At 39.6% G+C, this 18,575-nt stretch carries 18 protein-coding genes; 12 read left to right on the top strand and 6 right to left on the bottom strand.

Annotated features, from left to right (window positions below):
* The first annotated feature begins 38 nt into the window (after window positions 1–38).
* The 5 genes from A6A20_RS03245 to A6A20_RS03225 are packed head-to-tail and all read left to right on the top strand — an operon-like array spanning window position 39 to window position 5,025.
* A complete protein-coding gene (locus tag A6A20_RS03245) occupies window positions 39–1,442 on the top strand; it encodes a Fe-S-containing protein (protein WP_424585408.1) in 1,404 nt (467 codons plus the stop codon).
* Window positions 1,442–2,755, top strand: a complete 1,314-nt coding sequence (locus A6A20_RS03240) for an ABC transporter permease (protein WP_279572125.1) — start codon at window positions 1,442–1,444, stop codon at window positions 2,753–2,755. Before A6A20_RS03245 ends, A6A20_RS03240 begins: the two co-directional genes overlap by 1 nt.
* Entirely contained in the window at window positions 2,745–3,881 is a 1,137-nt protein-coding gene (locus A6A20_RS03235; RefSeq protein ID WP_279572124.1) for an ABC transporter permease, read from the top strand. Before A6A20_RS03240 ends, A6A20_RS03235 begins: the two co-directional genes overlap by 11 nt.
* Window positions 3,882–3,883: 2 nt before the next feature.
* On the top strand, window positions 3,884–4,552 hold the full coding sequence (locus A6A20_RS03230; RefSeq protein ID WP_279572123.1) for an ABC transporter ATP-binding protein: 669 nt from the start codon (window positions 3,884–3,886) through the stop codon (window positions 4,550–4,552).
* Between the two features lie 2 nt (window positions 4,553–4,554).
* Window positions 4,555–5,025: a TlpA family protein disulfide reductase gene (locus A6A20_RS03225; protein ID WP_279572122.1), complete on the top strand. Its 471-nt coding sequence runs from the start codon at window positions 4,555–4,557 to the stop codon at window positions 5,023–5,025.
* A gap of 49 nt (window positions 5,026–5,074) precedes the next feature.
* Here A6A20_RS03225 and truA read toward each other — a convergent pair whose 3' ends face one another.
* Window positions 5,075–5,872 carry a tRNA pseudouridine(38-40) synthase TruA gene (gene truA / locus A6A20_RS03220; protein WP_279572121.1) on the bottom strand — a complete coding sequence of 266 codons (798 nt, stop codon included), beginning with the start codon at window positions 5,870–5,872 and terminating at the stop codon, window positions 5,075–5,077.
* A gap of 81 nt (window positions 5,873–5,953) precedes the next feature.
* Entirely contained in the window at window positions 5,954–6,241 is a 288-nt protein-coding gene (rplY, locus tag A6A20_RS03215; protein ID WP_279572120.1) for a 50S ribosomal protein L25, read from the bottom strand.
* Between the two features lie 305 nt (window positions 6,242–6,546).
* Between rplY and A6A20_RS03210 the strand changes: the two genes are divergently transcribed.
* A complete protein-coding gene (locus A6A20_RS03210; protein WP_279572119.1) occupies window positions 6,547–6,993 on the top strand; it encodes a Z-ring associated ZapG family protein in 447 nt (148 codons plus the stop codon).
* Between the two features lie 395 nt (window positions 6,994–7,388).
* Here A6A20_RS03210 and can read toward each other — a convergent pair whose 3' ends face one another.
* On the bottom strand, window positions 7,389–8,063 hold the full coding sequence (can, locus tag A6A20_RS03205; RefSeq protein WP_279572118.1) for a carbonate dehydratase: 675 nt from the start codon (window positions 8,061–8,063) through the stop codon (window positions 7,389–7,391).
* Window positions 8,064–8,147: 84 nt separating this feature from the next.
* On the opposite strand from can, the gene A6A20_RS03200 reads away from it, so the two are divergent.
* The 6 genes from A6A20_RS03200 (at window position 8,148) to A6A20_RS03175 (ending at window position 14,401) form a co-directional block, all read left to right on the top strand.
* On the top strand, window positions 8,148–9,071 hold the full coding sequence (locus tag A6A20_RS03200) for an ABC transporter ATP-binding protein (protein ID WP_279572117.1): 924 nt from the start codon (window positions 8,148–8,150) through the stop codon (window positions 9,069–9,071).
* 1 nt (window position 9,072) lies between these two features.
* Window positions 9,073–9,840 carry an ABC transporter permease gene (locus A6A20_RS03195; protein ID WP_279572116.1) on the top strand — a complete coding sequence of 256 codons (768 nt, stop codon included), beginning with the start codon at window positions 9,073–9,075 and terminating at the stop codon, window positions 9,838–9,840.
* A gap of 380 nt (window positions 9,841–10,220) precedes the next feature.
* Window positions 10,221–10,649, top strand: a complete 429-nt coding sequence (rplM, locus tag A6A20_RS03190; protein ID WP_132689374.1) for a 50S ribosomal protein L13 — start codon at window positions 10,221–10,223, stop codon at window positions 10,647–10,649.
* A 17-nt stretch (window positions 10,650–10,666) separates the two neighbouring features.
* On the top strand, window positions 10,667–11,059 hold the full coding sequence (gene rpsI, locus A6A20_RS03185; RefSeq protein ID WP_279572115.1) for a 30S ribosomal protein S9: 393 nt from the start codon (window positions 10,667–10,669) through the stop codon (window positions 11,057–11,059).
* Between the two features lie 119 nt (window positions 11,060–11,178).
* Complete coding sequence (locus A6A20_RS03180) at window positions 11,179–12,360, top strand: sugar transporter (protein WP_279572114.1); 1,182 nt, start codon at window positions 11,179–11,181, stop codon at window positions 12,358–12,360.
* A gap of 1,900 nt (window positions 12,361–14,260) precedes the next feature.
* A complete protein-coding gene (locus A6A20_RS03175; RefSeq protein ID WP_279572113.1) occupies window positions 14,261–14,401 on the top strand; it encodes a hypothetical protein in 141 nt (46 codons plus the stop codon).
* On the opposite strand, the gene A6A20_RS03170 is transcribed toward A6A20_RS03175, so the two are convergent.
* The 3 genes from A6A20_RS03170 to A6A20_RS03160 form a co-directional block, all read right to left on the bottom strand.
* A complete protein-coding gene (locus A6A20_RS03170) occupies window positions 14,385–14,672 on the bottom strand; it encodes a hypothetical protein (RefSeq protein ID WP_279572112.1) in 288 nt (95 codons plus the stop codon). The two genes, A6A20_RS03175 and A6A20_RS03170, sit on opposite strands and share 17 nt — an antisense overlap.
* A 438-nt stretch (window positions 14,673–15,110) precedes the next feature.
* Window positions 15,111–15,473 carry a hypothetical protein gene (locus A6A20_RS03165; RefSeq protein WP_279572111.1) on the bottom strand — a complete coding sequence of 121 codons (363 nt, stop codon included), beginning with the start codon at window positions 15,471–15,473 and terminating at the stop codon, window positions 15,111–15,113.
* Between the two features lie 222 nt (window positions 15,474–15,695).
* Window positions 15,696–18,554, bottom strand: a complete 2,859-nt coding sequence (locus A6A20_RS03160; protein WP_279572110.1) for a hypothetical protein — start codon at window positions 18,552–18,554, stop codon at window positions 15,696–15,698.
* Window positions 18,555–18,575 lie beyond the last annotated feature (21 nt).

Here is an 18,575-nt window from a genome sequence, read left to right as displayed (position 1 = left end):
TTTTGCGATAATCATCTAATTTATTGATGTAAAAGACGATGAGCTATTTTTTCAATTACTTCTTACAAACGATACTGCCAATAAGTTTATTATTAGCTTGTATGTGGTCAAAATATAAGGAAGTTAATCTTGCTAGCTTGGTAAAATTAACCTTGTTAGCGATAGTGATTAGCTTTGGGTTACATTATCTTCCGCAAGATCAAATAACGAAATTTAGCATAAATAGTAGTATATTAGCGATTTTATGCGTTTTTTTGATCACGCAATGGCTATCCTATCCTTATCTTGCTTATCTTTGGCATTTATTATTGCTATGTATTGCTTGGTTAGTTTGTTTTAACAATCCGAATTTTACAGCTATCAGCCAAATAGACGTAATCAATACTGATTTTATTTTACACCTTTTTGCTATTTTAGCCGCCATAATCATTTGTCTATTGATAAGTTGTTGGTTATACCTTAGCTTACGCCAACTAAAAACATTTCCCTATTCCACCGCACTTTTTACTCGATTTATTCCCTATTTATGTTTCATTTTATTATTGGCTTTTATTGTTACCCCAATTATCGGCGAAATAACCCTCAACCTTATAAAACTGCAAATCATTGAGCTAACGAAAGCACGTTTAAGTTTTATCGCACAAAGCACCCAATTAATCCAATTGAGTAATTACTTTACCTCAATCTTGCTCCTATTTATCAGTATTTATAGCTATTGCACCCTTTATCAAGGCTATAAATTTACCCTTGCCGAAAGGGATATTATTACCAAACGACAAAAACAGGCGAAGTTAGAACAAATTAAAACATTAATAATAAGCGGTATATTGGCGAGCTTAATTAGCTTAACCAGCCAATTATATTGGGATTATATTGCCTCGCAACCGCCCAAATTATCTGCTGCAAAAACAGTAACATTGAATGAACATCAACAAATTTCTATTCCCATAGAACAAGTGAAAGACGGAAAATTACACCGTTTTGTTTGGATTTCTGATGAGGGAAAAACCGTACGTTTCTTTATTATTAATCGTCTAGCCGATAAATTGAGCTTAGCAGTTGTTTTTGATGCTTGCTTATTATGTGGTGACCAAGGCTATATTATGCAAGATAATCAAGTGATCTGCATTGGTTGTGGCGTATATATGTTCACCCCGTCCATTGGTAAGGCTGGCGGTTGCAATCCTGTACCTATTGAAAATTGGCAGCAAACAGAACAAAGCGTTATTATTCCTAAAACTAGCCTTGAGACAGGACTCATGCTCTTTTCCACAATAGTGGAACAAGAAGTGATTGATCCTGTTGATCAAAGCAAACTTACCAATAATAAAGCACCATTTAAATACAGTTATGCGGGTAAAACCTACTTCTTTGCCACTGAGCAAAACCTAGAAAAATTCCGAGCTAATCCAAGCAAATTTATTCCGTTGGAGGAACAATAATGTTAATCCGTATGCTACGACAGTCTTGGAAATACGGTATAAAACGCAAATTACTTGCGATTATTACCCTTTTTCTTGCCTCTGGCTTAATTTCTTCATTGTTAGCTGTTTCCCTTGATATTGGCGATAAAATGGCAAAAGAACTTAAATCTTATGGAGCAAATATTCTAATTGAACCTGCCAGCAATGCCATATTACCTGAAATAGAAGGACATTTAACGCTAACCACCCAAGATTTATTAGATGAAAAAGAATTAGCCAATGTTAAAGACATATTCTGGCGTAATAATATTGTAGGATTTGCTCCTTTATTACAAGCCAACATTGAAATCAACGGACAAGCTCTTGTGGCATTAGGCACGTTTTTTGATCATCATCTGACCATTCCTGATGAAGAAAATTACCATACTGGACAAAAAATCATTAGCCCTTATTGGCAAGTTAAGGGGGAATGGGTTGATGACTCACATCATATTCCCCTTGATCAAAGGATACCCGTCTTATTAGGGACAAAATTAGCACAACAATTTGACTGGCACATAGGACAACAACTTAATGTGGTTTATGTTGACAAAAATTATCCGCAAGACTCACCGCACTTTATGCCAATTATCATAAAAGGCATACTGACCACTGGGGGGAACGAAGAACAACAAGTTATTTTTCCTTTACAAGCATTACAGCACTTAACAGGCTTAGAAGGAAAAATTCAAGGAATTAAAGTGTCGGCTTTAACCGTTCCTGAAAATGATTTATCCCGTAAAGCACGAGCGAATATAGAGGGATTAGATGCTGAAGAATATGATCGTTGGTATTGTACAGCCTATGTATCTTCCATTGCTCATCAACTAGAAGAAGCAATTTCAGGGGCAGTCGTACGCCCAATTTGGCAAGTTGCCGCCTCTGAAGGAGTTATTATTGAAAAAATCCAGCTATTACTTTTTGTGGTTACCCTTGCAGCACTGCTTGCTGCAGCAATGGGCATCTCCTCGTTAATGGGAAGTAGCATTATGGAGCGGAGTAAAGAAATTGGTCTGATGAAAGCCTTGGGGGCTTATCAATGGCAAATTACGTTATTATTTTATTGTGAAGCAAGCATTAATGGCATTATAGGCGGCACATTAGGTTGTCTAGCTGGTTGGGGATTGGCTGGAATAATTGGACAAAAACTGTTTGGCGAGCCTTTAGGTTTTGCTTTAATTTTAATCCCTTGTGTACTGTTGCTCTCCGTGATTATTGCACTTATCGGCACTTGGTTTCCTGCTCATCGTATTGCACGCTTATATCCAATAGAGGTACTTTATGGTCGCTAAACCAACATCAATGTTTTGGCGTATTATTTTGCAATCATTACGCTTACGGCTATCAAGGGTCTTTATTATTTTTACTGCCCTAACCGTAGGGGCGAGTATTGTAACCGCAATGGCAGCCATTTACTTTGACATCAACCGTAAAATGAGCCAAGAATTACGCACATTTGGGGCAAACTTTTATATTGCTGCGAAACAAGGTAATTTATTACCAGAACAACAAATTAATCATATTTTACAGCAAGCGCCAACAGGCTTAATTAATGCAGCTAGCCCCTATCTTTATGGCGTTATTCGCAGTGAATTAGAAAAAATTGTCATTATGGGGGTATGGTTTGAAGAAATGAAAAACCTTGCTCCTTATTGGCAGATTGAAGGTAATCCTATCGGCGTTAATTTTGACGATCGTAATGCAATGATTGGCAAGAGCCTTGCCAATCGTTTACAAGTCAAAGTAGGCGATAAAATAACCCTAATAAAAAATGCAATAGAAAGAAAACAATTCAACATTAAAGCCATTGTTGAAGCTGGGGACGCAACAGATAATATGCTTATTGTAAACCTCACTTTTGCCCAAGATTGGTTAGATAAAGAGGGACTGGCAAATAATGCTTTATTGAGTGTCAATAATCAGCAAGGACAAGCGGAATTATTTGCTCAACAATTACAACAACAATATCCCCAATTAGATGTACATTTAATCCGCAAAGTTTCTGTGGCAGAGGGACAAATTTTAAATAAAATCAAAGGATTAATGGGGTTAATCTGCTTAGTGATCCTTGTGTTAGCTAGCCTTTGTGTCAATACCACATTAATTGCAATGATTAGCGAACGCAGTAAAGAATTTGCCCTACAAAAAGCCTTAGGGGCAAAAAAACAAGACATTATCTTACAAATTAGCTGCGAAATCCTGTTTATTTGTAGTATTGCCACTTTAACAGGTTTAATTATAGGCTATTTACTGGCACAACTATTAGGGCTTGCGGTCTTTAAATCTTATATAGATCTTCGCCTGCCTGTTATCCCACTTACGTTTATTTTATCTTTATTCGTTGCCTTTACTGCAACAATCATACCCGCTAAACGAGCATTAAACGTACAAATGGCAACGTTATTAAAAGGAGAATAAAGATGACAAATAACAAAATTATTGAAACTCAGCACCTCTATAAAACATTTGGAACAATTAATGCATTAGAAGACATTAATATCCATATTTTAACAGGGGAATTTGTTGCCATTATGGGGGCATCGGGTTCAGGTAAAACTACCTTAATGAATTTACTGACAGGATTGGATACCTTAAGCAGTGGAAAAATATTTTTTGATGGCATTAATATGGCACAATTAAATGAAGAAGGACGCCAGCGTTTCCGAGCAGAAAAAATAGGGCTTATTTTTCAACAATTTCATCTTATTCCTTATCTTACCGCTCTAGAAAATATTATGTTAGCTCAACATTATCATAGCGTAACTGATGAAAAAAGTGCAAAACAAGTGCTAGCACAAGTAGGGTTATCCCACCGTATCAATCATTTACCTAGCCAACTTTCAGGTGGGGAACAGCAACGAGTTTGTATTGCTCGAGCTTTAGTTAATCGTCCGCCAGTGATCTTTGCTGATGAACCTACGGGGAATCTTGATGAAAATAATGAAAAACAAGTGTTATCCTTACTTACTCAACTTCATCAACAAGGGCATACTATCGTTATGGTTACCCATAATCCAGAATTAAGTTTATTAGCTAATCGTACGATTTATTTACAGCATGGCCGTTTTTTACGAGAAGAGAGAAATTGATTATGCGACAACAAATCATAACTATTTTATTATTAAGTGCGGTCGTTTTTTTGCTTATTTCTTGCAAAGAAGAAACCGCCAGAATCGGAGAAGAAGCCCCTACTTTAGCGGCTTTTGACTTAGCAGGTAATCCTGTTAACTTACCCAATCATCAAGCAATTACCTTACTCACTTTTTGGTCAGAAAGTTGCGGTGTCTGTTTAGCTGAGTTACAACAATTTAGCAAATTACAACAACAATACCCTGAAAAGCTCCAAATCTTGGCAATTAATATTGATGGTGAAAAAGCCAATACCGCCCAAGCTGTGCAAAAATACCAACTCACAATCCCTGTGGGCAAAGACCAATTAAATATTAGTGCGGAACGTTACCAAGTAATAGGCACGCCAACCTCTTTTATTATTCAACAAGGGAAAATCCTCGCAAAATATGAAGGGCTTATTCCTATTCAAGAGATTACCCAATTATTATAGTCGCCCTACTTTAAAATACGGCGTTAGTGCGCCTTGTCTTATTCTAAATCTATAAATTATCAGCCAAAAATAACGGTCCTAAGGCTTTTTGAGGCAAGGCAAATTGGTTTGGATAACTAACTTGAACTAAATACAAACCAGCAGCTTTTGCAGTAGGGGCAGCTAAAGTGCGGTCTTTTTTCGCCAAAATTTCAGCAATCCATTCCACTGGGCGATGACCACAGCCTACCTCCATTAAACTCCCTACAATATTGCGTACCATATGATGCACAAAGGCATTGGCTTGAATATCCACAATAACATAATGCCCTTGCCGAGTAACTTGAAGATGGTGAACATTTCGCCAAGGTGTCTTAGATTGACATTGTGCCGCACGAAAGGTAGAAAAATCTTGCTCGCCCAATAAAAATTGTCCTGCTTGGTGCATTTTATGATGATCAAGGGGAAGATGATAATGAGTAACCCCATGGGGCAAAATAGCTGAACGTAATTTATGATTATAGATGATATAACGATAACGGCGTGCTGTGGCACTAAAACGGGCATGAAAATCCTCGCTAACCGTCTTGCTCCAAACTACCGCAATATCATCAGGTAAATGGGCATTAACCCCAAAACACCAAGCCTTTTCAGGGCGATTTGCAGAGGTTTCAAAATGTACTACCTGCCCTGTGGCATGTACACCAGAATCCGTCCTACCAGCACAAAAAACCTGAATATTTTCATTTGCCACCAAGCCCAAGGCTTGTTCTAATCGTGCTTGTACAGAATCAACATTTTGCTGGCGTTGCCAACCAAAATATTGCTGTCCGCTATATTCAATACCTAAGGCTATTTTTGTGGTCATCATTTACCCTGTCAACATTGATATTCTGATAAAAAAGCACCAATCACGAGGATTGGTGTCAATCTTTACTAAGATAAGATTTTATACACGTTTAAAGTCAATATGCACTAATTTTGGTTTGAATGGGTGGCGTTGCATTGCTTGAACTTTAACCGCCACTTCTTTACCATCAATCACTAAGGTAATGACTTCAGAATAAAAAGAATCATGTACTTGTGCATTGTTTAAATCATCGTGATTTAAAATAATAGATACTGGTGCTTCACTACCACCATATACGATAGCAGGAATTTGACCATTATGACGCAGGCGGCGGCTCGCACCCTTACCTTGCGTAGAACGAACTTCAGCGTTAAATTTAAATGCCATGTTAATTTTCTCTTAACGATTGAGCTAGGCTCTTTTTTCATAAAAAACCGCAGGCGACCCAGCGATTTCCCCAAATTATCTCAACAATATTTATTGTTGAGGGCGTGGATTATAAGCAATGTGCATAGAAAAATCAATGCAAAATCTGCTTGCAACCTTATCGGCATAAATATTATGGAGAAAATAATGATTTTTTGTGAAATAACGCAAAATATATTGAGATTATACAAGACAAAAACTTGATTTCTCTATATGATTAATGGGTAATTGAACAACCCATTTAACAATAATAAAGGAGTGAATTTATGCAAAGTTGGACTTCAGAAATGTGGCAAACGGCATTAATTGGTTTAGTCATTGGTGTCATTCTTGGTTATTTGATCTTACGTTTTACCAAAGGTTCAGTGAAAAAACAGGTACAAACTGAAACGGAATTAAAACAATTAAAAAATCAAGTTGCGACCCAACAACAAGAGCTAGAAAAGCATTTTGCTGAAAGTGCTGAACTATTAAAAAATTTTGCACAAGATTATCAAAAGCTCTATCAACATTTTGCCAAAACCTCTGCGACCTTAATGCCAGAAACTGAAAATAAAGCCTTATTTACCCCAAATCTACTGCCAGAAAATGCTCAAGATGAGAAAACGGAATTAGAGGTAATTACCCCTGAGACCTCCCTAGCAAATCACAAAGATAATCCACCAAAAGATTATTCCGAAGGATCATCAGGTATTCTAAAAGCAGAGAAATAAAGTAAAATTACTCTATTTAGATTGGCATTGAAAACTACCTTGCTTAACCAAAGTAAGGTGGTTTTATTTCACAAAATTTATGTATAGTTGTCCCTCTTTTAAGTAGTGCAGAGTTGGCACACCTTACCCTACTATTTTGCTGTCTGTGGCGTGCCACCTTATTTTATTGCAAATTAAAACGACTATATAAGGAATTAAGAAAAGAGGATCTTATTAAAGGATAATGTATCAAAGAATAATGCGTTGTCTTTCTTTAATGGATAAACAATGGCATTATTGTATCCCTTTTTACGTATTCTTTGAGAGGAATGTGAAATAATAATTCTTTATAGAATAGTTTAAAAAACCGCACGTTTTGTGTGCGGGTTATTATTTTTTCTATTTCATTTATAGTACTAGCTAGGCTGCAGATAAAGTGCGGTAATATCTGTCATTAATTTCGCAATGGTATTGCGATAGGAAATTTCCAAACTTTCTCGACTAGTGGCACTTACTCCTTGATCCATTAACAAACCATCATTCACATCATATACCCAACCATGCAAGGATAAGGTTTTTCCATTACGCCAAGCGGATTGAATAATTGAAGAACTTCCAAGGTTATAAACTTGTTCAGCCACATTAATTTTTGTTAATACATCAGCACGATATTCTGAGGGGACTTTTCCTAGCAGGTGGCTATGTTTATACCAAATATCACGAATATGTAATAACCAGTTATTGATTAGCCCTAAATCTTTATTTGCCATGGCAGCATGGATACCGCCACAATTGGTATGCCCACAAATAATAATATGTTCAATATTGAGTACATCAACGGCATATTGCACTACCGATAAACAATTTAAATCCGTATGAATTACTTGATTAGCCACATTGCGATGCACAAATAACTCGCCCGGACCAAGATTAGTGAGTTTTTCCGCAGGAACACGACTATCTGAACAACCAATCCATAAATAATTGGGTTTTTGTTTATTGGCAAGGCGTTCAAAATAATCGGAATTTTCCTCTTTCATTTGCATCGCCCAACGGTAGTTATTTTCAAATAATGCGTCAATTTTTTTCATATTTTACCTGTGTTTGCTATAATTTTTTGCCGATTAAGTATAGGCAATATTTTTTATTATCACAACGCTATTTTCGTATAGATCATGAAAGCACTAGAAATTAAACAATTAACCAAACAATATAAAAATGGTTTCCAAGCCTTGCATGGGATTAACCTTAGTGTCCAAGCAGGCGATTTTTATGCCTTATTGGGGCATAATGGTGCAGGGAAATCCACTACAATCGGTATTATCAGTTCCTTGGTCAACAAAACCAGTGGGCAAGTTAAGGTATTCGGTTATGATTTGGATCATAACCTTGCTGATGTCAAAAAACATATCGGACTTGTTCCACAAGAGTTTAATTTTAACCAATTTGAAAATGTGATTGATATTTTGGTTAATCAAGCGGGTTATTATGGTATTCCTCGTGAGGAAGCTTTACAGCGTGCTGAAAAATGGCTAAAGAAATTAGATTTATGGGATAAGCGTAAGCAACAAGCCATGCGGTTATCAGGCGGAATGAAACGCCGTTTAATGATTGCTCGAGCTTTAATGCATAACCCCAAATTATTGATTTTAGATGAACCTACCGCTGGGGTGGATATTGAATTACGTCGCACAATGTGGACATTTTTGCGCGAGCTAAATTTGCATGGCACGACCATCATTTTAACCACGCATTACCTTGAGGAAGCGGAAATGTTATGCCGTAATATCGGGATTATTCAGCATGGCGAAATTGTAGTAGATACCTCAATGAAAGCCCTGTTAGCCAAATTAGAAAGTGAAACCTTTATTTTGGATCTCGCAGAAAAAACACCGTTACCACAAATTCAAGGTTATAACATTGTACAATTAGATAGCAATACTATTGAAGTGGAAGTAAAGCGAGAGCAGGGATTAAATGGCTTATTTGCTCAATTTTCAGCACAAGGCATCAAGGTATTAAGTATGCGAAATAAAGCCAACCGCCTAGAGGAATTATTTTTAACCATGGCATTAACAAAGTCCACAGAGGAAAGATAAGATGAAATTAGCTTGGATCGCATTTAATACCATTTTACATAAAGAAATTCGCCGTTTTATGCGAATTTGGGTACAAACGTTAGTACCACCAGTGATTACCATGACCCTCTATTTTGTGATTTTCGGTCAACTTATTGGAAGCCGTATCGGCGAAATGGGGGGATTTAGTTATATGCAATTTATTGTGCCAGGGTTGATTATGATGTCTTCATTAACTAATTCATTTGCTAATGTTGCATCATCTTTTTACAGCACTAAATTTGCGAAAAATGTAGAAGAACTTTTAATTTCCCCCGTTTCACCGCATATTATTATTTTAGGTTATGTGGTAGGCGGTATGGCAAGGGGATTATGTATCAGTGTGTTAGTTACCCTTGTGGCATTATGTTTTGTGGATTTAACCATTCATTCGTGGTCAATGCTTATCATAACTTTATTGATGACCACCGCAACGTTTGCATTAGGTGGCTTAATTAATGCGGTGTTTGCCCGTTCTTTTGATGATATTAGCATTATTCCTACCTTTGTTTTAACGCCCCTTACCTATTTAGGTGGTGTGTTTTATTCTATTTCCCTATTACCTGAATTTTGGCAAATGGTATCTAAATTTAATCCTATTATTTATATGATTAACGGTTTTCGTTATGGTTTTCTCGGGATTAGTGATGTTGCACCAGCTTATGCCATTATGGTGTTAAGCCTCTTTATTTTGCTGTTATATAGTTTGGCTTATTATTTAATTAGTCGGGGAGTAGGATTGCGTAGCTAAACAAAGGCTAATTCTTAGTTTGAATGAGCGAAGTGCGGTCAGTTTTGCGATTATTTTTCCAATATTTCCGAGCATTTACCCAATTATTGTAATTCACTGTATTCTGAACGGCGAAACCTGCTAGCAAAGGCGGAGAAAATAATCGCAAAATCCACCGCACTTTACTCAAAAATCATTATCACGCTATTTTAATGGATTAGAATATATAAAAAATTCGCTTTTCTGCTAAAACTTGTGTATAATTCTGCGACCCTGTGATACATAGGTTTTCCCACCTTGTATATTTTATCCAAATCACACTTGAAGGGGTGCTGATTTAGATTAGAGGCGTGTTTAATATTAAACACTGGGTAATCAATTTTTATTTTGGTATTAAATTAATGAAAACTTTTGTAGCAAAACCAGAAACTGTACAACGTGACTGGTATGTAGTTGATGCGACAGGTAAGACTTTAGGTCGTTTAGCGACTGAATTAGCTCGCCGTCTTCGTGGTAAACATAAAGCAGAATATACGCCGCATGTGGATACAGGTGATTACATCATTGTTATCAATGCGGATAAAGTTGCTGTAACAGGTAACAAACAAAGCGATAAAATTTACTACTGGCACACTGGCTATGTAGGTGGCATTAAACAAGCGACATTTAAAGAAATGATCGCTCGCCGTCCTGAAGCTGTGATTGAAATTGCGGTTAAAGGTATGTTGCCAAAAGGTCCATTAGGTCGTGCAATGTTCCGTAAATTAAAAGTGTATGCAGGTTCTGAACATAACCACGCAGCACAACAACCACAAGTTTTAGATATTTAATCACGAGGTTTTAGAAAATGGCAGAGAATCAAAACTACGGCACAGGTCGCCGCAAAAGCTCTTCAGCTCGTGTCTTTATCAAACCGGGCAGTGGTAAAATTGTAATCAACCAACGTGAGTTAGATGTTTATTTTGGTCGTGAAACTTCACGCATGGTTGTTCGTCAACCATTAGAATTGGTTGAATTAACTGATAAATTAGACCTTTACATTACAGTAAAAGGTGGTGGTATTTCTGGTCAAGCTGGTGCAATCCGTCATGGTATTACACGTGCTTTGATTGAATACGATGAAACTTTACGTCCTGTTTTACGTGCAGCTGGCTTCGTTACTCGTGATGCTCGTCGTGTTGAACGTAAAAAAGTGGGTTTACGCAAAGCGCGTCGTCGTCCACAATTCTCAAAACGTTAATCGTTTTTTCAATATCCAACCCCTTGTTATGCAAGGGGTTTTTTATTGTTTTTTATAGTCGTTACACTTTTAAATTGAAACGACTATATCTCTGTTTAGTGATTTTTGGGGAAGATATTATGCTATCCAAACAACAAGCACAACGCATTGGCTATTATCGTGTGATTGCATTTGCTTGTGCTGCCTTTATTTTTAATACCACAGAATTTATCCCTGTGGCATTATTGTCTGATATTGCCCAAGGATTTGCGATGCCTGTATCGCAAACAGGATTAATGATAACGGTTTATGCTTGGATAGTATCGCTAATGTCCTTACCCTTTATGTTGGCAACCGCCAAATTAGAGCGGCGGCGTTTACTTACCAAAATCTTTTTATTATTTATCGTTGGGCATATTATTACGGTTTTAGCGTGGAACTTTTGGATTTTATTATTAGGGCGTATTGGGGTTGCTTTGGCACACGCCTTATTTTGGTCAATTACCGCTTCCTTAGTGGTACGAGTTGCGCCCAAAGATAAAAAGACACAAGCCCTTGCCTTATTGGCATTAGGCACAGCATTAGCTTTAGTATTAGGTTTACCCCTTGGACGGCTTATAGGGCAATGGTTTGGTTGGCGAATGACCTTTGCGTTAATTGGTATATCGGCATTGTTGATTATGTTGGTGATGATTCGCTTGTTACCGAGCTTGCCGAGCAAAAATGTGGGGTCAGTCCGCAGTATTCCCCTATTATTTAAACGTCCGCTCTTGGTGGGATTATATTTACTGACCATTATTATTGTTACCGCCCATTTTACCGCATATAGTTATATTGAACCCTTTGTTCTTAACATTAGCCAAATGTCAGGCACAATGGCAACCTCTTTATTATTGGTGTTTGGTTTATCAGGCATTACCGCCAGCCTTATTTTTAACCGTTGTTACCGTTTTAGTCCTAATAAATTCTTATTGTTGTTATTAGGCTTATTGGTTGCTTCGCTATTACTGTTATTGCCATTAAGCCACCACAATATTGCAATGTTTATCTTGATTTTTATTTGGGGCATTGGTATTGCAGGGATTGGTTTAAGTTTACAAGTAAGGGTATTACAACTTGCTCCAGACGCCACTGATGTGGCAATGTCTATTTATTCTGGCATTTACAATATCGGCATAGGGGCTGGAGCGTTAGTGGGTAATCAAGTAATGCAGCATCTTGGCTTGGCACAAATTGGTTTGGTTGGAGGAATAACGGCTAGCCTGGGTATCCTATTATTTTTATGGGTACATTGGCGTTATAGTCGCCCCACTTTAAAATAATACAGCCTTGGTATGCCTTGCCGTATCGCCTTGTGTTATTTAAATTGAAACGGTTATACTTTCTACTCGCTTTCTTTTTCTACCTTATCATATAATTCAGCCAACACGCCTGCCATGCCTCTATACAGCAATGTAAATGCACAAATTGGCAGTTTTTTTATGGAGTAAATCATAAAATTTGTTAAATCTGCTAAAAAATACTGATGACTTGATTGTTGAATGGCAAAGCAGAATATTAGGTGAATTATCCCTAAAGTACCGCAGTCTAACGAGGTAAAATGGTTAAAATTTGAACCTCATTTAAATATCAATTATAAAACACGAATTTATTCTGTTTTAATCGCCTTACAAACTATTTTATATACTATTAATCCACATACATCTTGGGCAAAAAGATTGAAAAATTTAATGGATAAATACCCTAATGTTTCAATACAAAATATGGGTATGCCAAAGGATTGGTATAAGGATATATTCTGGGAAAATGCCTTGAAATAAATGTTGTTTTTTGGTGTTATTGTTGAATATTCACTTAATTTGCCTATCCATTATTCTGTTCTCTGAACAGCGGAAACGGTTAGTGAAATCAGAGCAACTATCGTAAAAAAATATAAAAACTAACCGCACTTTTAAAGGTTATTATAGTCGTTTCAATTTAAAATGATACGGCGTTGGTACGCCTCGCCGTACTACTTGTACTGTCTTCGGCGTACCGCCTTGTCTCATTTTAAATTGAAACGACTATATTTTATCAGTGTATCTATTATTCTGTCCTCTGTTTTCCGTATTCTCTCCGCTGAACAGCAAAAAAATCCCAAAACCCACCGCCCTTTAACGCCAAAATATAGCCGTTTCAATTTAAATTGGGATAACTATACAAATAGGATATATTATATTTAAGTATAAATAAGTCAATTAGAATAGGTTAATATAGATTTAATTTATTGTTAAAATAGGTTTGAGCTTTTAGTTTAAGTAAAACCTTTATTGTATCTGTTTGTTTATATACTTTTTTAAAGTAATGTGATTTAGTAATAAGAATCAATGTTATTTTAATTTTATTTTCTGTGTTTTTATTTTCTCTTGTAAGTCAATGGGTTATGTTATTTTTGTTTCTTGTTGTATTTATTTTATTCATTTGTTTTCTTAGCTTATAAGTAAATTTACACTCGGGGGGGGGTAATTTACATTTATATAAGTAATAAGTATTTTGTATAAAAGTAAAAGAAGGGTAAATAATATTTTCATTTTTCTATTGGTCTATAAAATAGCCATCAATTTGTTACATCGTTTCAGCAAAATAGAAATGATTGCTTAGCAGATGTAACAATTTATTTAATAGCGTAAAACTCCACAATAAATATCGAAATATTGTGAGAAAAAATGTTTTACTAAAACATATGATGAGTAAATTAAATTGTGCGTAAAGGAGCTTTGTTGCTCTTTTTTTATTTCGCTGCAATTTACTAGTTTAGAGTGAACAATATGAATAAGATTTTTAAAACCGTATGGAATGCATCGTTAGGACAATGGATTGTTGCTTCTGAGTTAGCGAAAGGTTATAGCAAATCCAGTTCTTCCAGTGAAGACGTGAGCGAGAAAGAGGGCGATTTTCTTTCTTTAGCAGGAATTAATGATAGATTGAAAAAAACGGCTTGTGCTTTAGGTACGGTTACAAGTTTAGCCTTATCCGTTTGGGTTCCAAATAATGCTTATGCTGTAACAGGAAATACGAATAATAATATTAGTGGTGGAGTATCCGTTATTTATAATTCCACTCAAGGTCTAGTTGTAGGGACAGGTACTACATCGGCTACTGGTAATGCGAATACTGTAGCCATTGGTGCGGCTGGTACTGCTAATGGAGCTTCTGCGGTGGTAATCGGTGGTGGGGCAGCAAATGGTAGCTCTGCTGTTTCTGTTGGTTGGGGATATGCGACAGGTGCTAATGCAACAGCGTTATCAAACTCTAATGCAACGGGTAATTCTTCTTTTGCTCAAGGTGGAGGTATTGCCTCAGGAGATTATTCTGTTGCATTAGCAAATGCTACAGCAACAGGTAATGGTTCTATTGCTATTTCTAATTCGGTTGCGAATGGTGTAAATGCCATTGCTATCGGTCGAGCAAGTAATGCGACTGCAAATTCATCAATTGCGATTGGTGCTAGTTCAAATGCAACTAATGTGAGTGCTATTGCTTTAGGTATTGAAGCTAATGCTACTAAGGAAGGGGCTGTGGCTATTGGTAGAACAGCTTCTGCCAATGGTACAGGATCAGTGGCAGTGGGTAATCGTTCTAGTGCAACTGCCAATAATGCTACGGCAGTTGGTAATTATTCTAATGCCTCAGGTGCTAATGCAACTGCTTTAGGGGCAAATGCAAATGCAAATAGCAGTAATAGTGTAGCTGTGGGTTATGCGGCTAATGCTTTAGCAGCAAATGCAACAGTATTAGGTGCTAATGCCACCGCTTCAGCTGCTGATAGTTTAGCTTTAGGTTATAATGCTACTGCTTCAGATAGCAATAGCGTGGCTTTAGGATCAAATTCAACAACCACAAGCGTAAGTACAACGAATACAACAAATGTTACACTTGCAGGTACAACTTATAATTTTGCAGGATCAACTTCTTCAGGGGTTGTTTCTGTGGGCAATAGCACATCTACCCGTCAAATTAAGTATGTTTCAGCTGGCGAAGTTTCAGCGACCTCAACAGATGCGATTAATGGCTCACAATTATATGCCGCTTATCAAGCCATTGATGCAGTAAATGCCACAGCCTCAACGGCAAATTCTACCGCAAATGCGGCAAGCACAGCAGCGTCAAATGCACAAACAACGGCAAATGCGGCAAGCACAGCGGCGTCAAATGCACAAACAACGGCAAATACCGCAAGTACGGCAGCTGCAAATGCACAGACAACGGCAAATACCGCAAGTACAGTCGCTGCAGCCGCACAAGCCACAGCAACAGCAGCTAATAGTACTGCAAGTACAGCATTATCAACAGCAACCACAGCTAATAATACGGCAAGCACTGCATTATCAACGGCAACCACCGCTAATAATACTGCAAATACTGCAAATACTACCGCAAATACAGCGAATACCACAGCGAATACCGCAAATACCACCGCAAATACGGCAAATAGTACAGCTAATGCGGCAAGTACAGCAGTGGCGGCTTTAAATAGTCGTAGTTATACCTTTAATGTCGCTAATTCTGATGGAACAACAAGTACAGCGAAGACTTGGAGTTTATCTGAAAATAATAATATTACCTTTGCTGCAAGCGATGGCTTAACCGTTTCAACGGATGCAAATGGTACTATTACTTATGGTTTATCCGAATCTACTTTAAGCAATATTTCTACTGCCGTATCCACCGCTACGGCGGCGAGTTCGGCTGCCTCTAGTGCTGTTTCTATTGCGGAAGCCGCTTCAACAACGGTTTCTGAAAACTTAACAAAAATTGAAGAAGCCGCCTCAACAGCATCAACCGCAGCGGCTGCGGCAAGTACTTCTGCGGCTAACGCAAGTAGTTCAGCAGCAAATGCAAGTACATCAGCAGAATCAGCAAGTACTTCTGCTAGCAGTGCAAGCACTTCTGCAAGTAGTGCTAGCACCTCAGCGAGCAGTGCAAGTACTTCTGCAAGCAGTGCTAGCTCATCAGCGGCTAATGCAAGTAGTTCAGCGAGTAGTGCGGCTAGTTCAGCAGTAGAAGCCTCAAATGCTGCCGCTAATGCAAGTACTTCAGCAAGTAATGCGAGTTCATCAGCAGCTAATGCAAGCAGTTCAGCAAGTAGTGCGAGCTCATCAGCGGCTAATGCAAGCAGTTCAGCAAGTAGTGCGAGTTCATCAGCAGCGAACGCAAGTAGTTCAGCGAGCAGTGCGGCTAGTTCAGCAGTAGAAGCCTCAAATGCTGCAGCTAATGCAAGTAGTTCAGCAAGTAGTGCGAGCTCATCAGCGGCTAATGCAAGCAGCTCAGCAAGCAGTGCGAGTTCATCAGCAGCGAATGCAAGTAGTTCAGCAGAGCAAGCTAGCTCATCAGCAGCGAACGCAAGCAGTTCAGCGGAACAAGCCAGCTCATCAGCAGCGAACGCAAGCAGTTCAGCGGAACAAGCTAGCTCATCAGCAGCCAATGCAAGTAGTTCAGCAGAGCAAGCCAGCTCATCAGCAGCCAATGCAAGCAGTTCAGCAAGTAGTGCGAGTTCATCAGCAGCGAATGCAAGTAGTTCAGCAGAGCAAGCTAGCTCATCAGCAGCCAATGCAAGCAGTTCAGCAAGCAGTGCGAGTTCATCAGCGGCGAACGCAAGTAGTTCAGCGAGCAGTGCGGCTAGCTCAGCAGTAGAAGCCTCAAATGCTGCCACTAATGCAAGCAGCTCAGCAAGCAGTGCGAGCTCATCAGCGGCTAATGCAAGTAGTTCAGCAAGTAGTGCGAGTTCATCAGCAGCGAATGCAAGCAGTTCAGCAGAGCAAGCTAGCTCATCAGCAGCCAATGCAAGCAGTTCAGCAGAGCAAGCCAGCTCATCAGCAGCCAATGCAAGCAGTTCAGCAGAGCAAGCCAGCTCATCAGCAGCCAATGCAAGCAGTTCAGCAGAGCAAGCCAGCTCATCAGCAGCCAATGCAAGCAGTTCAGCAGAGCAAGCCAGCTCATCAGCAGCGAACGCAAGCAGTTCAGCAGAGCAAGCTAGCTCATCAGCAGCCAATGCAAGCAGTTCAGCAGAGCAAGCCAGTTCATCAGCAGCGAACGCAAGCAGTTCAGCGGAGCAAGCTAGCTCATCAGCGGCAAATGCAAGTACGTCTGCTAGTGAAGCGGCAAGTTCAGCAGTAGAGGCGAGCAGTTCTGCAAGTAATGCGGCAAGTTCAGCATCTAGTGCAAGCTCTTCAGCTAGCAGTGCAGCAAGTTCCGCAACAGAAGCGGCAAGCTCTGCAACTAATGCAAGTTCTTCTGCTTCTTTCGCTAGCATTTCGGCAACACTAGCAAGCACTGCAGCAGATGCAGCAAATGCATCAGCGAGTTCAGCTTCAAGCTCAGCAGCTAATGCAAGTAGCTCAGCCAGCTCAGCTTCAAGTTCAGCAGCAGAAGCAAGCAGCTCAGCCAGCTCAGCCTCAAGCTCTGCCACAGAAGCAAGCAGCTCAGCCAGCTCAGCCTCAAGCTCTGCTACAGAAGCAAGCAGCTCAGCAAGCTCTGCGTCAAGCTCAGCCTCAGAAGCAAGCAGCTCAGCAAGCTCTGCGTCAAGCTCAGCCACAGAAGCAAGTAGCTCAGCAAGTTCAGCCTCAAGCTCTGCCACAGAAGCAAGCAGCTCAGCCAGCTCAGCCTCAAGCTCTGCCTCAGAAGCCAGCAGTTCAGCAAGCTCTGCGTCAAGCTCAGCCACAGAAGCAAGTAGCTCAGCTAGCTCAGCCTCAAGCTCAGCCACAGAAGCAAGTAGCTCAGCCAGCTCAGCCTCAAGCTCTGCCACAGAAGCAAGTAGTTCGGCCAGCTCAGCCTCAAGCTCTGCCTCAGAAGCAAGTAGCTCAGCCAGCTCAGCCTCAAGCTCTGCCTCAGAAGCAAGTAGTTCAGCAAGCTCTGCGTCAAGCTCTGCCTCAGAAGCAAGTAGTTCAGCAAGCTCTGCGTCAAGCTCTGCCACAGAAGCAAGTAGCTCAGCCAGCTCAGCCTCAAGCTCAGCAGCAGAAGCAAGTAGCTCAGCAAGTTCAGCCTCAAGCTCAGCCACAGAAGCAAGTAGCTCAGCCAGCTCAGCCTCAAGCTCAGCAGCAGAAGCAAGTAGCTCAGCCAGCTCAGCCTCAAGCTCTGCCACAGAAGCAAGTAGCTCAGCCAGCTCAGCCTCAAGCTCAGCAGCAGAAGCAAGTAGTTCAGCCAGCTCAGCCTCAAGCTCTGCCTCAGAAGCAAGTAGCTCAGCCAGCTCAGCCTCAAGCTCAGCCACAGAAGCAAGTAGCTCGGCAAGTTCAGCCTCAAGCTCAGCAGCAGAAGCAAGTAGTTCAGCCAGCTCAGCCTCAAGCTCTGCCTCAGAAGCAAGCAGCTCGGCAAGTTCAGCCTCAAGCTCTGCCACAGAAGCAAGTAGCTCGGCAAGTTCAGCCTCAAGCTCTGCCTCAGAAGCAAGTAGTGCAGCAAGTTCAGCAGCAAGTTCTGCGACAGAGGCAAGTAGTGCAGCAAGTTCTGCGGTATCTACTGTTGCAGAAGTTTCTACGATCATTAACAATTCGGGAATTGCGGC

Source organism: Volucribacter amazonae, from assembly GCF_029783845.1.
GTDB classification, from domain to species: Bacteria; Pseudomonadota; Gammaproteobacteria; order Enterobacterales; family Pasteurellaceae; genus Volucribacter; species Volucribacter amazonae.
This window is presented reverse-complemented; position numbering and strand designations above follow the sequence as displayed.

Excerpts from the sequence above, each read along its gene's own strand:
- A6A20_RS03245 (WP_424585408.1), top strand. The coding sequence starts at position 39 with ATGAGCTATTTTTTCAATTACTTCTTACAAACGATACTGCCAATAAGT.
- A6A20_RS03240 (WP_279572125.1), top strand. The coding sequence starts at position 1,442 with ATGTTAATCCGTATGCTACGACAGTCTTGGAAATACGGTATAAAACGC.
- A6A20_RS03235 (WP_279572124.1), top strand. The coding sequence starts at position 2,745 with ATGGTCGCTAAACCAACATCAATGTTTTGGCGTATTATTTTGCAATCA.
- A6A20_RS03230 (WP_279572123.1), top strand. The coding sequence starts at position 3,884 with ATGACAAATAACAAAATTATTGAAACTCAGCACCTCTATAAAACATTT.
- A6A20_RS03225 (WP_279572122.1), top strand. The coding sequence starts at position 4,555 with ATGCGACAACAAATCATAACTATTTTATTATTAAGTGCGGTCGTTTTT.
- truA (WP_279572121.1), bottom strand. The coding sequence starts at position 5,872 with ATGACCACAAAAATAGCCTTAGGTATTGAATATAGCGGACAGCAATAT.
- rplY (WP_279572120.1), bottom strand. The coding sequence starts at position 6,241 with ATGGCATTTAAATTTAACGCTGAAGTTCGTTCTACGCAAGGTAAGGGT.
- A6A20_RS03210 (WP_279572119.1), top strand. The coding sequence starts at position 6,547 with ATGCAAAGTTGGACTTCAGAAATGTGGCAAACGGCATTAATTGGTTTA.
- can (WP_279572118.1), bottom strand. The coding sequence starts at position 8,063 with ATGAAAAAAATTGACGCATTATTTGAAAATAACTACCGTTGGGCGATG.
- A6A20_RS03200 (WP_279572117.1), top strand. The coding sequence starts at position 8,148 with ATGAAAGCACTAGAAATTAAACAATTAACCAAACAATATAAAAATGGT.
- A6A20_RS03195 (WP_279572116.1), top strand. The coding sequence starts at position 9,073 with ATGAAATTAGCTTGGATCGCATTTAATACCATTTTACATAAAGAAATT.
- rplM (WP_132689374.1), top strand. The coding sequence starts at position 10,221 with ATGAAAACTTTTGTAGCAAAACCAGAAACTGTACAACGTGACTGGTAT.
- rpsI (WP_279572115.1), top strand. The coding sequence starts at position 10,667 with ATGGCAGAGAATCAAAACTACGGCACAGGTCGCCGCAAAAGCTCTTCA.
- A6A20_RS03180 (WP_279572114.1), top strand. The coding sequence starts at position 11,179 with ATGCTATCCAAACAACAAGCACAACGCATTGGCTATTATCGTGTGATT.
- A6A20_RS03175 (WP_279572113.1), top strand. The coding sequence starts at position 14,261 with ATGGTAGCTCTGCTGTTTCTGTTGGTTGGGGATATGCGACAGGTGCTA.
- A6A20_RS03160 (WP_279572110.1), bottom strand. The coding sequence starts at position 18,554 with ATGATCGTAGAAACTTCTGCAACAGTAGATACCGCAGAACTTGCTGCA.